Genomic DNA, 18,433 nt, shown 5'->3' with positions numbered 1-18,433 from the left:
CACCGCATGAACACCCCGCTGGCGGTGTATCGGGTCGGCCGTCAGCAGGATCCGGATAACTTGTTTAGCGACCGTAAATCCGCGAAAGTCACAGATTTGAAATGTTTTGTCGTTAAGACGCAGACTGATGCCAAGGCGGATTCTACACCCGTCATATACATTGTCAAAAAGACAATAGGGGTTCCGAAGACAGCGGACGTCCGAATCAGTGACGAAGTGTTACTGTTCGGACGTAAGTATCTGGTGATTGACTCTAACCCGCGTCGTTACTGGCGTGAGTTATTAGTGACTTGCGAGGTGAAGGGTAGTGAACATGCATGACTTTGATGGATTGGCAAAGAAGTTTAAACGGCTTAGTGATGAGGGGATTAATCAAATCCTTCGAAACATCGCTGAGGCTGTTGGCGAGACGCTGCTGAACCTTGTTGTTGATGAGATTGATAAACAAGAGCTCATTGATACTGGCCTGATGTGGAACTCTTTTTCCCGCGGCGAGGACGCGAATGTATGGGAGTGGGATGTGGACCGCAATGCTATTTCTATTGAAGTGGGATCCAACCTTCCTTATGCGCGACATCTCAATGACGGATACACTATTCACAAAGCTCACTTTGTGCCGGGATTTTGGAGAGCGAACGGGCAGTTTGTATACGATCCAAACTCTCGAACGGGCTTTATGGCAAAGCCCAGGGAATTTGTAGGCCGGCGTTACTTTGATATTGCCGTGGAGGAACTGGAAGGCGGCATGAACGCCCTGATCATTAAGCGGCTGGAGAAAGAGCTGGAGAGGATGTTGTCATGATGGATGTGGGATTACAAGCCTGGGCAGAACTCGTGAAGCAGGTCTACCCGGATCTTCCGATTCTGCGGAATCGCTCTCGCTGGTTGGCAGGGCAGTTTGATCGTCCGAGCGTGTTCATTGAGACGGACCTTGTCTCCGATAAGGCACATACGCCGAGGGCAGACCGGATCATTGAGGATGTGGGTCTGGTCTTTCACTACGACAGCGACCGTAGCGGGACTGAGGAAGCGGGAGAACCGATCCCCTTTGACTTATCCCCCTTCTTTCTGTACCTTCGTCAGCAGCGGTTCTGCGTGGCTTCACAGCGATTCGGCATTATGATGGTGATCGAGGCTCCGCGCACGCGGCCACTGAATGACCGGCTAGAAGTCACTTTCAGGTATTCATACCTGCTACATGTTCCGAAGCTGCTAGTGAACCGTGACGGTAGCCCGGTCGCCAAGATTAATGATTTTTATTCTGATTACGAAGGAGAGGAGCACCAGGCATGAGTAGCAACAAGCGATTACAGCGTCCGCAGCCGTCCAGTCTACCGGTAACAGCAGAGGACCTGAATAAGCGGAGCAAACAGGAATGGATTGAGAGCGCAGTGGTCTTGAAGCGGGAACGCTTTGAGATTGCTGGCGCTCTTTTTGATTGCTTGGATGATGCACTGTTGTCGCAGCAGGAAGTTATTCAAAAAGTAGACGCCTATTTGGGTCTGACAACAAAGGAGGAAACAGTGAATGTCGATACAACGGAGTAGAGCCGGGTCGTATGTGGAGCTACAAGCGATCGCGAAGTCGCGTGTCTTATCAGTATCCGGACGCGTGCTGGTGCCATATCAGGCCGAATGGGGCCTGCCGAACAAAGCTGTGGATATGACGGATCAGTCGGAGCGCATCAAGGAAACAGGGCTGCAAGTGGATGAGCTGGAACTGGCGGCTGAGAGCGGAGCAACCGTAATCGGGTACCGGGTAACAAACGGGAGTGAAAAGGCGGCCGCTGCCGCCGTGGAGGACAGCTACACCATCGAGGCCCGTTACCCAGGAACACGGGGTAATGATTTTGAATATATGGTTCGCGCTGCCTTGGTGGATGCGTCCAAAAAAGAAATCGTCATCCGGGACACAAAGGGGATTTACGACACCGAGACATTCCTTGTGGCTGATAAGGTCGGTGCCGCTGAGGCGCTCCAGAAATCGAATATGGTCCGCTTCAAGGATACTGGGGCTGTGACACTGGCCGATGTAGCCTATACCAAGCTGGCTGGCGGAACCACCGGTACCGCAGCAATTACGGCAGCAAACTGGAGCAGCATCTTTAATCGTATTGACGGTCTGGTGTTTGATGTTGTGTATCTGCCTTCCCCTGACGCTGCTGTGCAGGCAGCGGCCAAGCAATGGCTGCTGGATCGCCGGAATAAAGCGCGCAAGCTGGCGCAGTTGGTTGTTGCGGGTGCAGAAGCATCGGATAGCGATATTGAGGCTCACAATGCGCGCAGTCGTGCAGCAAATGCCCGATTTATCATAAATTGCTCCTTAGCCGGTGAGCACACCAACGGCAAAACCTATACGTCCTTGCAATGGGCGGCTTGGGTGGCGGGGTTGGCAGCTGGCACGCCTGCTAATAAATCTTTCACGGGCGTAAAGGTGCCGATGACACAGGCAAAGGTGGACTGGAGCCATAGTGAGGTTCTGAAAGGTCTCTCCGAAGGAACACTTATGGCCACACGAGATGGTTACGACTATATCATTGAGTCGGCTGTCAACACATTGACCACGCTGGGAGCCGGCGAACGAGAGGACTTCGGAAAAATCCGAGTGTCTATGACGATTGATCAGGTCCTCAACGACATTTACGCTGCTGGCAAGAAGAACAAGGCTAAGCTGGATAATGATCCAGAAGGCCGCGGCTTGTTTATCGCGGCCGTGGTGGGATACCTTAAAATCCGTGCTGAACAAAAGGCGATTGGCTCAGAATTTACATTTACAGAGCATCCGACAAAGAAAAGCGACATGGATTATGCTTACTTTTCCCTGTCGGCCAAACCCCTGGATGCGATTGAAATCTTTAATATTGATTGGGAGGTGGCGTAATCCATGGAACGCGAACTAATTGGTCGTAACCTCTCCGTCCAGGATGATAACGGAGATCCGATTCAGACGATCAAGGAAATTGAGGTCATCCTGAAGCCGGAGACTCTGGATATTATTCGGGCGCGGAAGATGAGCAAAACAAAGCAGATTGTCGGGTTTGAAATCACCGTGAAGCTGGTCATGTCCAAGCTGGAATCCAGGCTGCGGTACCGACTGCTGGAGGACTTCAAAGCGGGCAAGACAATGTATCTTGACCGGATTACCGGATCGTTGGAAGATCGTCAGACAGGTAATACAGAACGCGTGATGATCTCCGGTATCCACATCCACGATGAGATGGACATTCTGGTGGCCAAGATCGACGAGAATAACGGTATTGATATTACACTGTCTGGCACAGCGAATGATTTTGACTTTATCGAGCAGTTCCCGGATTACATGGTTTAAAGGACGGGCAACCGTCCTTTTCTTCATCTATAAACAAAATTTAAAATATGCGGAGGTTTAAACAATGAGTGACAAATTGCAGAAATACTTGGCCAAAGGTAAAGAGGGCCTTAAAGACGACACCATCACAGTACCAGCAGACGGAGAGGAATGGTCTATCCGCCGGCTGACCACAATCGAGGTGCGTCGGTCTTACGAGCTGTCTTTTGAAGACAACGGTGATCCGAAAGAGTCCTATAACGAGATCGACGTTATGATCGTTAAGGCTACCGAGCACGAATTTGACTGGAACAACAAAGATTTGCTGTTGGCCTATAACTGCATCAGCAAGTATGAGCTGCCGCCACGCATTCTGGACAATCCTGCCGATTATTCAGAACTCAGCAAGGCTGTACGCAATTTCCAAGAAACGAAGGAAGCTCTGCTGAAAGAAGCAAAAAACTCATCAAGCAAGACGGAGAAGCAAGCTGGGTAGCGTCCTTTTGGATAAACCAGAAGCGGCTGCCGACTGAGATCTTGCCTTATGAGGTGGATAAGCAGCGGCAGTATTTTTTCTGTCTTGCTGCTGGCATGGTCGCCGAAGAAGAAGCCAAGCGCCTGGCCAACAAGAACTAGGCGGGATGGAGGTGAAAGATTATAGCTGCTACAACAAAGGTTACGGTCCCGTTCGAGGCGAAGGACCTTATTTCCGGTGCTGTCCGGAATATGCGGAATGCACTTCGTGGAGCAACCGATGATTTACTTGATTTCCGGAGAGCCGCTGGGCAGATGGGAGAAAACCTGGTATCTGATCTTCGGAGATCCCGGAGCGCAGCGGATGATTTAAGTAGTCGCATTGGTGGTGCAGCAGACGAGACGCGTCGACTAGGACGATCCAGTGTTGATGATATCTTCCGGCGTGCTCGTTCTGGCGCGGATGAATTGCGCCGCTCTGCATCTCGCGCAGACTCAGAAATTCGCGGATTGAGTGATTCTCGGGTGCATATACAAGCGCAAGATGGAGTCAGTCCGGTTATAGACGGGATTTCCTCAAAATTAACAACTTTAGCAGCAACAGCTGGAGCGATTCTCATTGGCGGCGGGATCAAAGATGCATTATTCGATAATGTCATGGATTACTACTCCGAAGCTTCCCGCAGCGCGGCCTTATTACCTACGACTGCGCGTGATAAAGGTCTTCAGACTGTGAAAGATCTAAATGCTCAGGGTATTATTCCTTCGCAAACGGAAGGGGCCAGACAATTAGCTGATCTGGCTCCACTGGTCCGGGATAAATCGCAAGCCAGCGACTTTCTGAGCGCTTCGTCAAAGATACAATATATCCGGCCAGATGCTGGCTCGGAGGAAATTAACCGTGCCCTATCACAGTCGGCTGATACGTTCAGCGAAACTTATGCCTCCGTAGCCGACAGCATGATGTATGCCTATAAAGAAGTAGGAGATCGGCAGCAGGATCTCTTCGATACATTCTGGGAGTATTCAGGATATTTTAAGAACACTGGCGCAAACTCGGGGCAGATGGCCAACTTCTTGACCCAGAGTGTGAAGGAAGGAGCCTTCAATTTTGACAAGCCAGCGGACTTCATTAAGGAGACCTTTGGTGTCAAAGCGCTCGATTCGGGCGATATGGAGAAGTATTTCACTCTGCGCGGAGCTGGTAAGAACGACGCAGCGAAGCAAGCGGCGGCATTCACTGGTGATATCAATTCCGGCGATGAGCAGCGTGCAAAGGGCGCTTTGATGGCCCTGGTTGCTGACCTGGCCAGTCAAACACAGAGTCAATTGAAAGCTTCACTGGTTTCGCTTGGCTCGGCTACTGCAGAGGATAATGGGCTTGCTGTTCTCAAAACCTTCCAAGTACCGTTTCAGCCGGCACCGTCTGGGATTGCAGGAACAACGGAAAGGATGGTTCAAGCTCAACAGGCCGCTAATCCGATGCAGGATATTATTCAAACTCGTGCGCAGATCGATCAGCAAATGCAGGAACTGGGTGCGAATTTATCAACGGCTGTACTTCCGGTGCTTCAAGAATTTAATACCCTTCTCACAGAAAATAAAGATAATATTCAAGAACTTGGTTCAAAAATTGTTGGCATGGTCAGCAAAATGACAAGCTTTTACAATGACAATTTCAACACAATTAACAATGGGTTGTTACTTATTGGAGGTAGCATCGCTGCTTTTAAAGTAGCAAAACTCGGAAAAGGGTTAAAAGAAAAAACGGTTGCTGGAGCTAGTAAAGTCCGGAGTTGGTTAAGTTGGGGAAATGCAGGTGTTCCGCCTACTTCTGCTCCATCCGAAGAAGTAGGCGGCCCTACAAGTCGCCGCTTCACGCTTAATCGAGGGCGTAGAGGTAGTGGCAGCAACGGAGGAATTGGCGGGCTGAGCTCCTTATCATCCATGACTGTAAATGCAAGTGTGGTCTATCTCAACGAGGCTGGAGGGCTTGGTGGGCAAAATCGCGGTGGGAGAAATAACAGAGGTGGTCAGAGACGGGGGCGACGCGGTCGATCTGGAAGCGGTGGAGCAAATGCCCGAAACACACAGCGTGGCCGTAACTCGAATGGGTCTCTCTCTGCACGTCGTAGGACGAGCACACCGGACATTCCTGACATCGATACTCCAGATGTGGGGCAACGGCGCACAGGCCGTGTAACCTACCGAAACACCAATAGGCTTCCGACACGTTCACCGATACCCGATGTGATACCGGATGCACCGGGCGGAAGAGGAATCAGAGGATTATTTAAAGGTGGAAAGAAGGCTCTTAAAGCTGCCGGTATTTTAGGAACTGTGGCTGGGGTTGGTCTTACTGGATATGATCTCTACCAAGCTTCAAAGGAAGACGGTTTAAGGGCAGGCATATCCTCGACTGGCGGTTCCATGGTAGGTGGTACGGCTGGAGGGATAGTCGGGGGAATAGTTGGCTCTATCGCGGGTCCGCTTGGAACCGCATTTGGAGCAACAGCGGGCGGATGGGTTGGCGATAAATTGGGCTCCCTAGCCGATTCAAGCGGGGTTACAAAGTCCGTTGTTGATGGAGTGGTTTCGGCTGCTGGCGGCATTAAGGATGCGGCATTGTCTATAGGTGGATGGCTCGGCATCACCAAGCAGAAGGAAGAGAAAAAGCCAGAGGTTAAACCTCCGCCTGAATCCAAGGTCACCTTTGGGAACTTAACGCCCGAGCGTGAAAAGCAGCTGCAGGAGACATTCAATGTCTTCCGCGCGAATGTGGCCAAGGATGGATTAAAGACTGCATTGACCAGCGCCGTTAACGAGAGCGGTGTGAAAGGTACTGTCGATAAGATTAAGAATACATTTGTTGGCGCGTGGAAAAGCACGGAATCAGGCAAAGCTCAGCAAAATGTGCAAGCCGTTGGAGCAGCTGCACAGAAAACATCTGGACAGACTCAGCAGCTGGGTGTAAGCACAAAGACCAGCACAGACGGTATTGTCCAAGGAGCCAGCGCTGCAGGCATTGGCCTGCTCGGAATTGGAGCGTCAGTGAAGACGGCAGCAGACGAGACAAAGCAGCATCTGCAATCGATTCAAACGGTTACGAGCCAGAGTCAAAGCTGGGGCAGTGGGATTATTACAGGCATATCTCAGGGCATGCAGAGTAAGTTTCCGGAACTGAAGTCGACAGCGATCGGCGCGATGGGCATCTTGTCTACTCTAACTGGAGCGGGAGCAGCAACATCTTTTGCCGCCCCTTCATCATCAAGGTCCAGCGGCGGTGCCACTTATGCGAACGGAGATATTATTACTCGGCCTCATATCGGGTTAGTCGGTGAGGCGGGACCGGAAGCTATCATTCCGCTCTCTGGCGGTCGCCGCAAGCGTGGTGTGGAATTGTGGGAACGGGCAGGGCAAATGCTCGGTGTCCGCGCTTATGCCAATGGTGGCATTGTCGGAGCGCAACAGCTCCGGACTACAGGGTTACAGGCTAAAGCCTACATCGATGATAACAACGACAGAATAGGTTACGGAGCCGGCTATGCTGAAGGGATCCATGGATCCCTTCAAATGGTGAAAAAGCAAGGCCTGAAGCGTTACACAAAGGCTATGAGCAAAGCCAGCAGCCTCACAGATGCGTATAAAATCCGGGCAACTGGTCATCAATTGCGTAGGCAAGCCGCCAAGATGAAGACTTTTGCCAAGGGGACGAAACTTCTGGGTAAAGTGGTGCGACCAGTTGGTTATGCTATGGACGGTTGGGATATCCTCTTTGCTGGCAAAGGTAAACGAGGACGGCAGGCTGCCAAAGTCGCCGGTGGAATTGGAGGAGGGATCGCCGGCGGAGCTGCAACGGGAGCACTGTTAGGCACTTTCTTGATGCCTGGTGTCGGCACGGCTGTTGGTGGCGCGATCGGCGGTCTGTTGGGGACGATCGGTGGTGAGAAGCTGGCAACCAAACTGTTTGATGGAATTTCCGGTTTCTTCGGCCGCAGAAAGAAGCGGAAAAAGAAGAAATATGCGTTTGGGGGCTTAATCAGTGACCCTCATCTCGGTCTGGTCGGCGAAGCAGGTCCAGAAATGATTATTCCACTGTCTGCAGGGAAGCGAGGCCGCGGGCTTGATCTGTGGAAACAAGCAGGTGAACTGCTGGGTGCCCGTCCTTATGCAAACGGTGGTGCAGTAGGAATGAGGTCCTCTTCCAGTATTCCAGTGGCCAAGACGCTTGCACAAGCCCCTGCATCGATGCGCGACGTCGTAATTGAGAATATCAACATCGACTTTGGCGAACTGGCCAAAGGAATAACGAACTTTGCTGATTTTGCGAAAATGCTTAACAGCCCGCAGGGGCGGGCATTATTCCGTAAAATCTTTGGTGAGGAACTTTATAAAGCTTTGGAAAGCGGGGGATGATCGATGCTGACGATGATTCGTGATAAGAATCGGTTCACCTTCCCGATTACACCAGCAGAGATACAGATTACATCTAGTAATGAAGTTGAAACGTTTGTTGTAATCACTGGGCAAGAAAAGACAGGGAAGAGACTCACTTCGAAACTGAAGCGGGTCTCTTTTTCCGTTATCTTCCCGCGTGCTTGGAAAGAGATTTGGGAAACTGGAAAAGAGACGGTGAAATATCAGTCACCAGAGCAGGCATGGAAGCTTATGGAGCAATGGAAAGCGAAGCCGGTGATTATTAACTTCGAATCACTGTTCAGCCAGACCATGTGGTTTGAGAGTTTCGAGGCTACTTATAAAGATGGCCAGGCTAATTTGCATATCAACTTCAATCTTGTAGAGTACAACCCAGTTAAAATCGTAACTTATTCAAACACAAAGCAGCTCCTGAAGCCTGGCGTGATCATCACCAAATCATCTAAGAGCCGCTCAAACACCACTGGGAAGAAGACTGCGAAGAATAAAAAAAAGAAAAGCGATAAGCAGAAGAAGGCTGAGAAGAAAGCGGCAGCTGACAATGCTAAAGGCAATTTCGATTATTTGGCTCAAAAGGAACGGATCTTGGATAAGACCTCCAGCGTAAAGGGAGGGAAATAACTTGGACAATATCGCCGTTTTATATGGCAAGGAGAACAGTCGATTTTTGCTGACTGATGCAATCACAGAGTTGTCTTGGTCTTCTTCGCGGGATGAGATCGCACGCAGCATGACTGTCCGCTTGCGAAATGCATCTGACTTGAAAGCCGCAGGGACTTTGATGTGCTTTTCTCAGCAAATAAAGGGAGCTGCATTGCTACACGGTAAAAATCAGTTTTTTCATGGTCCGATTCTCAAATTTGAGCAAAATGAATTTACAGATGAATGGGAAATCGACGCCCGAGAAATTGGTTGGTATCTCGCGAAGAATAAAGGCGCTCGTCCTTATCTAAAGGGGGAAGCCGGCTCGGAACTTCAGCGTTATATTAAGTCAACTGGTGTTGACTTCCGGTGTCCGAAGTTGGGATTTAATCTGGACGAACGGTACGGAACGATGGCTCATTCTGAAATTATTCTGGACGTGTTGCAAAAAGCATATGAGCGGAGCGGCTACCGATACCATGTAGACGTCTTTCGGACGGATCAAAGTTTCTACCTGCAGGTGGTTCGAGAGGGGAAGAACACTCTTGTTCCCGTCTTTATCCCGGAGCAAATGGAGGCAAGCACCGCCGGCTATAGCATTGAGGAGACTTACACGGTTGTGACCGTGCAAAAGTACAAGGATGACAAACTCTCATCCTCCGTCACTAAGACGGCAGCCGGTGCGGTGAAGGCCATAGGCCGAATGGAAGAGATCTTTGAGGCGGAAGAGGATGAGGATCCGGCCACAATTGCCACACAACGCCTGAAGGCTCTGTCGCAGGCCAAGCAGATTAAGAAGATCACCGTTAAACATGAAGATCACTCGTTGTCTCGCCTGCGCGCTGGGTGGATGGTGCTGATCAAGACGGACCACACCTCGAAATGGATAGTGGAGAGTGCGGAATCCAGCTTTAAAAACGGTATGTATACCGTAAAGCTTGAACTGGAAAGGAGAGAATAACATTGCTTAATGACGCGCTTAAGCTGATGCGGGAGAAGATGATCGGTCATATTGATGCCCGGGACACCGAGAGGGCAACGCTTTTGAGCTGGCCGGGGAGCCCGGCGATTCAAGTTGACGGTGATCAGGAGCCTTACCCCGCGGACAAGTTGGTCTTTGCAGAGTATCTGCAGGAGCGGCGCATCGATGCAGTGTTTGAGGTCAAACAGCCGTCTGCTTCGATGCTTACAGGTGTCCTGGTTCTCCCCAGCCCCCTGCAAGCGGGTGACCGACTCATTGTCTCCCGATTAACTGGACAGCGTTATTACGTACACGGAAAGGATGTGGGCGGCAATGGTGGATGATAGTTTGTTTCCTGATTTGGACCTTGCGGACCTTGGCGAGGTCGAACTCACGGAATCGGTCGTCTCGGCCAACAAATGGACTTACATGATTGATTACCGTAATCGGCGCGCAGTGCTTGATGATGCTGGATATCCTAAAAAGACCAGTACCTATGAAGAGTATCTGGTACAGACAGCCTTGAAGATTTTGAACACCGAGCGTTTCCGCTATGTATTGTATGGGGATGAGGTCGGTGTTGAAAGGTCCGAGTGGTCCGGTTGGGAGGACGTAGAGATCAAGCGTGATATTGAAGAAGCGTTAATGGCTCATGCTGAGATCCAGCGGGCGGAAGTGAGGTCAATGGAACGAGCTGGTCATGAGATGCACCTAAGCATTTCTTTAATAGGCGTTGCTGGCAACGCTGAACTGGAGGAGGTTATTGGCGTATGACTATTAAATTAACAGACTTGCCGGCGCTCCCAAGCATGGCGATCCTGGAGGAAACCCCAGAGGACATATATCGGCGCTGGGTTAATCGAGCGATAGCCTTGGCTCAGGAGCGCGGCTTACCACCGCCGCCCACGGATGAAGGTGAATTTTTTTATGACCTGTGGCACCCACTGGCTATCGAGATTGCGGAACAGCAGGTGCTATGGACATATGGTTTCCTGCAAGGCTTCCCAATCTGGGCGGATTCCGAGTATTTGGATGGTCATGGCTGGGCTGCTGGGCTTACTCGAAAAGACGGTGAGAGTGACGACACTTTCCGGATACGAATGCTGGAGCGGGCGGCCACTGAAATCGGCAGCGGACGTCGGAAAGATTATGAAACTTGGGCATTGGAAATGGCCGGGGTCGGTGGAGCCATTGCCCGGGAGAAGGAGCGGCATGAGAACTCCATTGATCTCTATCTTACGGACCTGGAGGGGCAGCCAATCACCGAAGCATTTGCAGACACCGTCAAGTCGTGGATGTGGGAAGAACGGCGGATCGCTGGCCATGACTTGGGGGTGCATCCGGCACCAGTCTTTACCGTTCGACTGGAAGCACATATGCTTCTCTCTGGTGGTGCTGATCTGGCTGCGCTGGCCGCAACCATTCAACAACGTGTGCTGGATTATGCCAATGGCCGTGCGAGACTCATTTACAATTATGTAGCTGCGCTGCTGCTGATCCCTGGCGTTGAGGATTACGATAGTTTGCAGCTTAATGGGGGTACTGAGGACGTTGACCTTCCACCTTCATCGGTATTGCGCGTGGAGGTGGTTCTGTCATGATACCTCTGAGATATCGAGAAATGCTGCCGCCATATTGGTACGAAATCGATATGGCAGACCGGCATTTCTCAGTTTTTGAGAAGGAAATGGATGATCGACTGAAGACGATCGACGACCTGGGCAATCAGTTTATTCTCCGTAGATCGACCTGGGCGTTGTGGATCTGGGATTGGGTATACTTCCGGAAGACCCAATCAGGGAGCGACGATGAGCGCCGGGAGGCGATCCGGCGAAAGCGCTGGGGGCATCGAGCGTTTCGGCTGCCAGTATTACGGGATATAGGCAACCAGCATGGGAAGCTATTAAGCGTTTCTGAGGATTTTTTGGCCCAGGAGATACAATTTGAATTTTCGCTTTCTCAGCCTGTCAATATGGCTGGATTACAGGTGGACTTTGAATATATCCGGCCGATTCATATTCGACGTGCGGTTTTCAGTTCACTAGTTCCATCGCAAGTCATTAAAATAAATGGTATTGGCTACTCGCACGGAGTAGACTTTCCGATTTGCGGGTTTGAGATGCCGCTTGGGGGAGGGTGAGGTTTTTGGCAGAGGTTATCAAGCCGCTGCTGCTGGATAAACTGGTCAGTGATTTAAGTGGCCATATTGCAGGAGCACTCGTAAATATTGATGGGCAACAAGTCGTCTATCCGATATACAACACAATTGTTTCCGGACTGTCAGTACGCAAATACATTTATATAACAGAGACACAAGCAGTGGGGAAGCAGCTTTTAGGAGCAGCTCTACTGGATGTGGACGGCAACATACTGGCAGATCAACCCCTTACCGTTACCAAAAACGATAAGGGGTTTTTAATTGCTTTTGAATTTGTATTGAGATTGGAGGCGAGTGCCGGTGACGTATAGTAAACAGCAATGGAAGGACGAGATCCCAGACCTGACAAAACCAATCAAGGATGCTTCCGGGAAGCAGAAGACAGACCTGCAGACTGGCCGCCCGCTTTATGAATTGGTTCAGGAAGGAACGAGGATCACTTCGGCACGTCTAAACCATATTGAGGATGGAGTCGAAGGTGCTCATACTCAGATGGCGGAGCTGTCTGAAGATCTTGAAACACATACGAGTGATGTTGTGAGGCATCTTACCGCAGCGGAGAGGGCTGCTTGGAATGATAAGGAAACACCGGCAGCAGCACAGCAAAAGGCGGATACCTCTCTCGCTGCAGCCAAGTCCTACGCCGATACCCAACTGCTCACAAAGGCAGATAAGAGTACCACTTACAGTAAGGAGGAGACGAATCAACGTATTCAGGATTTAGTCGGTGCTGCACCGGATGCGCTGGATACGCTGAAGGAAATTGGAGATGCGTTAAATAACGATCCGAATTTTGCAGCCACCATGACTACGCAGCTTTCCAGTAAAGTGGATAAGATATCCGGAAAGCAACTTACGACCGAAGATTATACCACAGCTGAAAAGGCGAAGCTTGCCGGGATTACAGTGGGAGCTGGTGGCGCAGGATCAGCAACGGACACAGTCATCGGCAACCGGACGATAAATGACAGCACCGCACCAATCGGCGAAACTGGCACACTGACCACTTTGCTGAGTTGGCTGGCTAATATGATCAAGGCAATCACGGGTAAATCATCCTGGAGGACTGCACCGGCTACAACATTAGAGGCAGCTAAAGCTCACGCAGATGATGCCACCCGCCACATCATAACGACCGAGCGTAACACCTGGAATGCCAAGGAGACCACGGCAGGCGCTCAGGCAAAGGCTGATGCAGCTAAAGACGCTGCTATTACTGCGGCAGCAGCCGATGCTACAGCTAAAGCTAATGCTGCAAGGGATGCGGCAAAGGCTGCTTCAATCTCTAAAGGAGAAAAGGGCGCTGCTGGTGGTGTGGCGGATCTTGATGCATCTGGAAAAGTTCCCAGAGAAAGAACCTATAGTTCATTAGGCGGCAAGGGAGGCGCGACAAACCTAAATACGGCTTTTGTCGCTGGAATTTGGATAATATCACCCGACGCAACGGGTAGCCCGGAGCCGAGCGGTTACGGACTTTTGGAGAATATCGTCAGTGAGGGAGACGTTCACGATGGCTCCACCAATTGGATTTTTCAAATAGTGCGTATGACTGGCGGGGCAGTATATTCGCGCATAAAAATAAATCAGGGGGTCTGGAGTGCGTGGAATCTTGAGGGTGGCGTGGGCGTATTCAAAACCAAGGGGATTGTAGGCACTGACTATAACGAATATATCCATCCGGGTACTTACCAGATTTACGGAAACATACCAGCTAACGCTCCGCCACTAACAGCACCGTGGGGTATCCTTAACGTCTATATGGGAAGTAACGGTTACATTGTGCAGGAAGCTACACAAACAACATCGCCTCTCAAGTTCTACAGAGCCAGAACGGAAACGGAATGGGGTCCGTGGAATAAAGTCATAACCGATTCAGATACCACGTATTTTGCCAAGACAGGAAAATACGTTACTTTTGGCGGAGCAATGACGGGCGTAACGACTGCTGAGTTTATAACTATGCTTACGAATATGGGTGCACATTCTCCTGAGGGAGGGTATTGGGTAGGTCGAGGCGATTGGTCTTATGGTACTAATGTTCATATTACAGATTCCGGCTTTGGTAACATACACCTTGCTGGGGCGGTAGTGGAAGTTATAGGCTCCCTTAATGGTGACGCTTTTACAATCCGCATAACAACACCTACGACGAGTGGTATAGATCCTACTACGAGAAACAGTGAGTTCATTTATGTTAATAACGGCCCACAGTATGAACCTGGTTGGAGAAGAAGTTGGAATAGCTCCAACATGCCTAAATACACCGCTGATTCAAACGCCAATACACTCGTTGTGCGAAATGCGGACGGTAATTTTGCAGTAGGAAATGCCATTTACTTTGGAGACAATGACGGTATTGTATACGACGATTCTTCTAATGCGATGTATGCCCGCCTTGACGGTAACAATTATGGGTTGTACCACCAAGGAAACGACTCGAATCTTATGGTAACCAGAGATTTACCTAGTACAAACTTAGATGATGCTGTGATCCCGGGGACCTACTTTTTGGGTGCGAATAACATATATATAAATGGCTCAGGATTAGACTACGGTTTGATGAAGGTATATCGAAACCCAGTAGGGTATGTTGTACAAGAGGTTACTGGAGTAGGTATGGTTGGTCAGAGATACAGAACTCGCGCAGAAACTGGATGGTGGAATGCTTGGATGATGGTTCCCGTTGCTGATGCATCTAGCGGGAAATATGGGAACATAGGAAATAAGCGCTGGAATATCACTGACGTGCAGGTTGGACCTTCTGGAGATGCCACAAGGACCATTGCGGAATGGACTCCTACGGTGAAAGCTAACTACAGTGTGAAAGTCTACATGAAAGTACAACAGGCATGCAGTGTAATAGTGCAAATCGAAAGTGCGGAAGGCGTGGACATGTTGCTGCCTTATCAATATATACCTGCGGACACGTATCGTTTCCCTATTTCATTCTTTGTCGCAGCACCGGGGATTCCTATAAAGGTTGTCGTTGGCGCCAGTGCATCAAATGCCGTTTACGTATCCGCAGCTATAGAGGAGGAATAAGAGTATGCGATTAATAACGCCGGGGAACACCCCCCCGGATAGAGTTGTAGCTGGAAGCAGGTACAATTCAGGAATCAACTGGAATGTGCTAGGTACAATGCCACTCAAGACAGTCGCGAATGGAGACGGGACAAGCACCAATCATCACCTAGCTAAAAACGTAGCATCAACTCCAGGAACACTGTGGTTAAGGCCAGTAATTCCAACAGACCCACCTGTAGCATTTGAGGGGGACCTATGGATACAGGCAAATGAACCAAATTTCAATCCCGCATACTGGAGGTCGGACGTAAATATGTTCGGCCTACAGGGGACGATGCCAGTTCGTGGAGCTGGAGGTACTGTAACGCCTGGACCAACGGCACAAACAAAGTCAGCGGGCTACTGGTCCTCTGACATTACCATTGCTGGCGTTACCGTTCCGGCTAACAAGGTGCTAGTGGGTACGACCATCGCCGGAACCACTGGGACAATGCCAAACAAAAGCGCCGAGAACATTCACATGCCCGCGAGCAATGTAACCGTGTGGGCTGGCGACAGGGTGTTTTTACAGCCGCCTCTAGGTTACTACGATGGGAGTACATGGGTAACGTATGCCGCTACCCAGATGATTGCCTCCAATATCCGCAGCGGGGTAAATTTGTTCGGATTGACAGGTACTTTGGTAGAGGGTCCACGTACAGCCACCGGAACATATGTACAAGATAATCAACCAACACATACTGTAACAGGACTTGGTTTTACTCCTTCTTCGATACAGTTAGCTTTTAGTAATGGTAATGATCATACCCGTGTAGGCTACTCATATGGACAGTGGTATGCTTGTATAACAAACGCAAATCAAACCGTGCCGATGTCTTCAACTTTTAGTCAAAGTTCAGTTTTTGCTGGGGGCTTTACCTGTGAGGTACCGTTTTCTGCCGGATTTACAGTCACATGGCGGGCAACAGAATAAAAATAAGGGGATATAAATATGAAAATTGGAACTAAAATTTATTACGAAAAAGCAACAGGAAATGTAATTCTTAACACTGGTGAAAGAGCAGGTGCTGTTGTTGAGACAACCCGCGAGCAAGATTTTGCATCTTATAAGGTCCTGAGTGAGCGCGTAGAGGAAACAGTTGGATTGATAGAATTAGAGTATGGTCAATATGCTACCGAGTTTTTAGAATCAAGAGGAAGAATTCGCGTGAATCCAGAAACGGAGAAGCTGGAGTTTAACTATGGTCCTATTGACCCGGAGGAACCTACGGAACCAGTCTACCAAAAGCCACTCACGGAGCGGATAGCCCTCGCAGAAACGGAGACTGCGGGAATGGCCTTAGAACTTGCTCAGACTCAGGCACGATTGGATCAGGCTGAAAAAGATTCAGCCTCCCTACTCCTGAGCCTCGTGGAAGGAGGTGTTATCTAATATGGATTGGTACGCACTGATTAAGCGGCATTTTGAAGCTGGCCGTTATACCGTTGAGCAGGTCCAAGTATTTGTGGCTGCTAAAAAGATTACAGAAGATCAAGCTAAAGAGATTAAAACGAGCGCCGCATAGTAGGCGTTTTTATTTTGCCCTCGGAGTTGATCCGGGGGCTGTTTACATTAGAGACAGAGGGGAGCGGGGGAATGGGAAGCACTGACATAACAAACATTGAAAGGCTGCTGCCGCTGGCGGACAAGTACGGCCTGGCCTATATCGTAGCGCTAATTTTACTGATTATCGTGATTACATTGGTTCGGTCCATCGTAAAAGGTAATCTAGTGCCACGCGAGCTGCTGGACCGCGCCGAAGAGGACCGGGACCGGCTGCAGGCGATTCTGGACAAAGAGCGAGCCGACTTTATGGCTCCAACGCTGGAAGTGCTGCAGAGGCTGAAAATTGATCATGCTGCAGTCAGCGGCAATGATGAGGATAGGGGAGGATAACGTGTTGAGTAATTGGATCAAACGAATATTCCCCCGGTACCGCGACAAAGAGAGAGAGCTACATCGAGCATCGGGCCGGGTTTCGGTCTCTATACGCCGATACAAGGACGCATCCAAAGAGATTCAGGATGAAATTGCGAATAACGGATTTGCTGAATTTTTAATTTATGATCGGGGTGTTAATCATGGGGGGCATTGATATCTTGTTGTTAATTGCATATGGGATTTCATTTATTTGTGCGCTGCTGCTTATAGCCGCGCTTTTTTTATACTTCCGGAAGAGATTTCGTGCCCGGGTGGTCAGCCTGTTTATGCTTGCGGCATTCTTCTTCCTGGGAGCTTATACGGTTAAAATGGCCGTAGCTTTTTGGATTCGCTTCAGCAAGGTAACAGCAGGGGATGCCGTATACGCTGCTCTCAAGTCTCAGGCATGGGCGACAGCGCAAGTAGGCACAACTTTGGGGCTGCTGATTCTGACTGTTCTCATGTACACCAAAAGGCAAGATCTCTTTGTTGTGTTCCCGGCCATCAAGAACAAGGAGGAGAATGGACAATGAAAATCATTCAAAAGGGCAACAAGGCAACCAACAGCAGCAGCCGAGATGGTCATGTGCCAATTGCGATTGTGGACCATATCAGCGGCGGCACAATGAGCAGTATGGATGCCTGGTTTACGTCCACCGGCAATGTCCAGAGCAGCGCACATTTTGGGGTGTCAAAGTCCGGAGAGATCCATCAATACGTGTCCATTGAGCGCAAAGCCTGGGCAAATGGATTATCCATTGCAAATATCTCAAAGGCAACGGCAGCCATCATTAAGGAGCACCCTAAGACCAATCCGAATAACTACACGGTCAGCATAGAACACGAGGGCACAGACGGTGCGCTGACAGAGGCACAGTTTGTGGCTACGGTTTGGCTGCACAAATATATCAGCGACGAAGTGAAACGGATCTACGGCAAGCCTATAGCGCTGGACGAACGGCATGTGATCGGACATTTTCAGGTTGATCCAAAGCGTAAACCATATTGCCCCGGACCTAAATTCCCATGGAGCCGGTTATATAATGCATTAATAACCAAGGAGGCGGACGAAGTGAAGAAAGATGTAGTCGTGAGTGTACTTGTGAACGGCAAGAAGGTGGCAGACGGCGTAGCTGATGAAGGTGTTACTTATACACCAGCACGGGCCGTAGCAGAGGCTTTAGGGGCTAAGGTGGACTATGACGCTAAAACCAAAACAATGACAATCACCAGTAAGGGGGATAAATAATGAAAAGCAAATGGCGTAACTATGGATTGTGGGTATCTTTGACGGCAGCCGTGCTACTGGGCGTGCAGACCGTTGGTGTAATCTTCGGCGTGGAGTTTGCCCCGGAGAAGTATGACGAGGTTACTGCGGCGGTGAATGCCGTGCTGGGTGTGCTGGTAGTGCTGGGGATCGTGAGCAATCCGGAAGCAGGCAAGGGTTACACGGATAAAAAGTAAAATCACA

At 49.9% G+C, this 18,433-nt stretch carries 22 protein-coding genes; all 22 read left to right on the top strand.

What is annotated here, in order from left to right:
• Positions 1–313: 313 nt before the first annotated feature.
• A complete protein-coding gene (locus NSS79_RS20580) occupies positions 314–802 on the top strand; it encodes an HK97 gp10 family phage protein (RefSeq protein WP_342440414.1) in 489 nt (162 codons plus the stop codon).
• Positions 799–1,293 (top strand): hypothetical protein, encoded by a 495-nt coding sequence (locus NSS79_RS20575; RefSeq protein ID WP_342435921.1) that lies wholly within the window; start codon positions 799–801, stop codon positions 1,291–1,293. Before NSS79_RS20580 ends, NSS79_RS20575 begins: the two co-directional genes overlap by 4 nt.
• Positions 1,290–1,547, top strand: coding sequence for a hypothetical protein (locus tag NSS79_RS20570; protein WP_342435920.1), 258 nt, complete (start codon positions 1,290–1,292; stop codon positions 1,545–1,547). The genes NSS79_RS20575 and NSS79_RS20570 overlap by 4 nt, the downstream gene beginning before the upstream one ends.
• Positions 1,528–2,880 (top strand): phage tail sheath subtilisin-like domain-containing protein, encoded by a 1,353-nt coding sequence (locus tag NSS79_RS20565; RefSeq protein ID WP_342435919.1) that lies wholly within the window; start codon positions 1,528–1,530, stop codon positions 2,878–2,880. The genes NSS79_RS20570 and NSS79_RS20565 overlap by 20 nt, the downstream gene beginning before the upstream one ends.
• Positions 2,881–2,883: 3 nt before the next feature.
• Entirely contained in the window at positions 2,884–3,327 is a 444-nt protein-coding gene (locus NSS79_RS20560) for a phage tail tube protein (protein ID WP_342435918.1), read from the top strand.
• 64 nt (positions 3,328–3,391) lie between these two features.
• Positions 3,392–3,802 (top strand): hypothetical protein, encoded by a 411-nt coding sequence (locus NSS79_RS20555; protein WP_342435917.1) that lies wholly within the window; start codon positions 3,392–3,394, stop codon positions 3,800–3,802.
• 503 nt (positions 3,803–4,305) lie between these two features.
• Positions 4,306–8,196 (top strand): hypothetical protein, encoded by a 3,891-nt coding sequence (locus NSS79_RS20550; protein ID WP_342435916.1) that lies wholly within the window; start codon positions 4,306–4,308, stop codon positions 8,194–8,196.
• Positions 8,197–8,199: 3 nt separating this feature from the next.
• Positions 8,200–8,838, top strand: coding sequence for a hypothetical protein (locus NSS79_RS20545; RefSeq protein ID WP_342435915.1), 639 nt, complete (start codon positions 8,200–8,202; stop codon positions 8,836–8,838).
• A gap of 1 nt (position 8,839) precedes the next feature.
• On the top strand, positions 8,840–9,820 hold the full coding sequence (locus NSS79_RS20540) for a hypothetical protein (protein WP_342435914.1): 981 nt from the start codon (positions 8,840–8,842) through the stop codon (positions 9,818–9,820).
• A gap of 2 nt (positions 9,821–9,822) precedes the next feature.
• The gene (locus NSS79_RS20535) at positions 9,823–10,164 is read left to right on the top strand and encodes a hypothetical protein (RefSeq protein WP_342435913.1); all 342 of its coding nucleotides are present in this window, start codon (positions 9,823–9,825) and stop codon (positions 10,162–10,164) included.
• On the top strand, positions 10,154–10,594 hold the full coding sequence (locus NSS79_RS20530; RefSeq protein ID WP_342435912.1) for a DUF2634 domain-containing protein: 441 nt from the start codon (positions 10,154–10,156) through the stop codon (positions 10,592–10,594). Before NSS79_RS20535 ends, NSS79_RS20530 begins: the two co-directional genes overlap by 11 nt.
• A complete protein-coding gene (locus tag NSS79_RS20525; protein ID WP_342435911.1) occupies positions 10,591–11,421 on the top strand; it encodes a baseplate J/gp47 family protein in 831 nt (276 codons plus the stop codon). The genes NSS79_RS20530 and NSS79_RS20525 overlap by 4 nt, the downstream gene beginning before the upstream one ends.
• Positions 11,418–11,960: a hypothetical protein gene (locus NSS79_RS20520; RefSeq protein ID WP_342435910.1), complete on the top strand. Its 543-nt coding sequence runs from the start codon at positions 11,418–11,420 to the stop codon at positions 11,958–11,960. Before NSS79_RS20525 ends, NSS79_RS20520 begins: the two co-directional genes overlap by 4 nt.
• 5 nt (positions 11,961–11,965) lie before the next feature.
• The gene (locus NSS79_RS20515; protein ID WP_342435909.1) at positions 11,966–12,289 is read left to right on the top strand and encodes a hypothetical protein; all 324 of its coding nucleotides are present in this window, start codon (positions 11,966–11,968) and stop codon (positions 12,287–12,289) included.
• Positions 12,279–15,020 carry a pyocin knob domain-containing protein gene (locus NSS79_RS20510; protein WP_342435908.1) on the top strand — a complete coding sequence of 914 codons (2,742 nt, stop codon included), beginning with the start codon at positions 12,279–12,281 and terminating at the stop codon, positions 15,018–15,020. The genes NSS79_RS20515 and NSS79_RS20510 overlap by 11 nt, the downstream gene beginning before the upstream one ends.
• A 295-nt stretch (positions 15,021–15,315) precedes the next feature.
• Positions 15,316–15,975, top strand: a complete 660-nt coding sequence (locus NSS79_RS20505) for a hypothetical protein (protein ID WP_342435907.1) — start codon at positions 15,316–15,318, stop codon at positions 15,973–15,975.
• 18 nt (positions 15,976–15,993) lie between these two features.
• The gene (locus NSS79_RS20500; protein WP_342435906.1) at positions 15,994–16,434 is read left to right on the top strand and encodes a hypothetical protein; all 441 of its coding nucleotides are present in this window, start codon (positions 15,994–15,996) and stop codon (positions 16,432–16,434) included.
• 1 nt (position 16,435) lies between these two features.
• On the top strand, positions 16,436–16,567 hold the full coding sequence (locus NSS79_RS20495; protein ID WP_342435905.1) for an XkdX family protein: 132 nt from the start codon (positions 16,436–16,438) through the stop codon (positions 16,565–16,567).
• 71 nt (positions 16,568–16,638) lie between these two features.
• Positions 16,639–16,938, top strand: a complete 300-nt coding sequence (locus tag NSS79_RS20490) for a hypothetical protein (protein ID WP_342435904.1) — start codon at positions 16,639–16,641, stop codon at positions 16,936–16,938.
• 203 nt (positions 16,939–17,141) lie between these two features.
• On the top strand, positions 17,142–17,495 hold the full coding sequence (locus NSS79_RS20485; RefSeq protein WP_342435903.1) for a hypothetical protein: 354 nt from the start codon (positions 17,142–17,144) through the stop codon (positions 17,493–17,495).
• On the top strand, positions 17,492–18,211 hold the full coding sequence (locus tag NSS79_RS20480; RefSeq protein WP_342435902.1) for an N-acetylmuramoyl-L-alanine amidase: 720 nt from the start codon (positions 17,492–17,494) through the stop codon (positions 18,209–18,211). Before NSS79_RS20485 ends, NSS79_RS20480 begins: the two co-directional genes overlap by 4 nt.
• Positions 18,211–18,426: a phage holin gene (locus NSS79_RS20475; RefSeq protein ID WP_342435901.1), complete on the top strand. Its 216-nt coding sequence runs from the start codon at positions 18,211–18,213 to the stop codon at positions 18,424–18,426. Before NSS79_RS20480 ends, NSS79_RS20475 begins: the two co-directional genes overlap by 1 nt.
• Positions 18,427–18,433 lie beyond the last annotated feature (7 nt).

The organism is Paenibacillus sp. FSL L8-0436 (genome assembly GCF_038593025.1).
GTDB lineage: Bacteria > Bacillota > Bacilli > Paenibacillales > Paenibacillaceae > Paenibacillus_AQ.
Note: the sequence above shows the minus strand (reverse complement) of the source record. Positions and strands in the feature narration are given on the sequence as shown.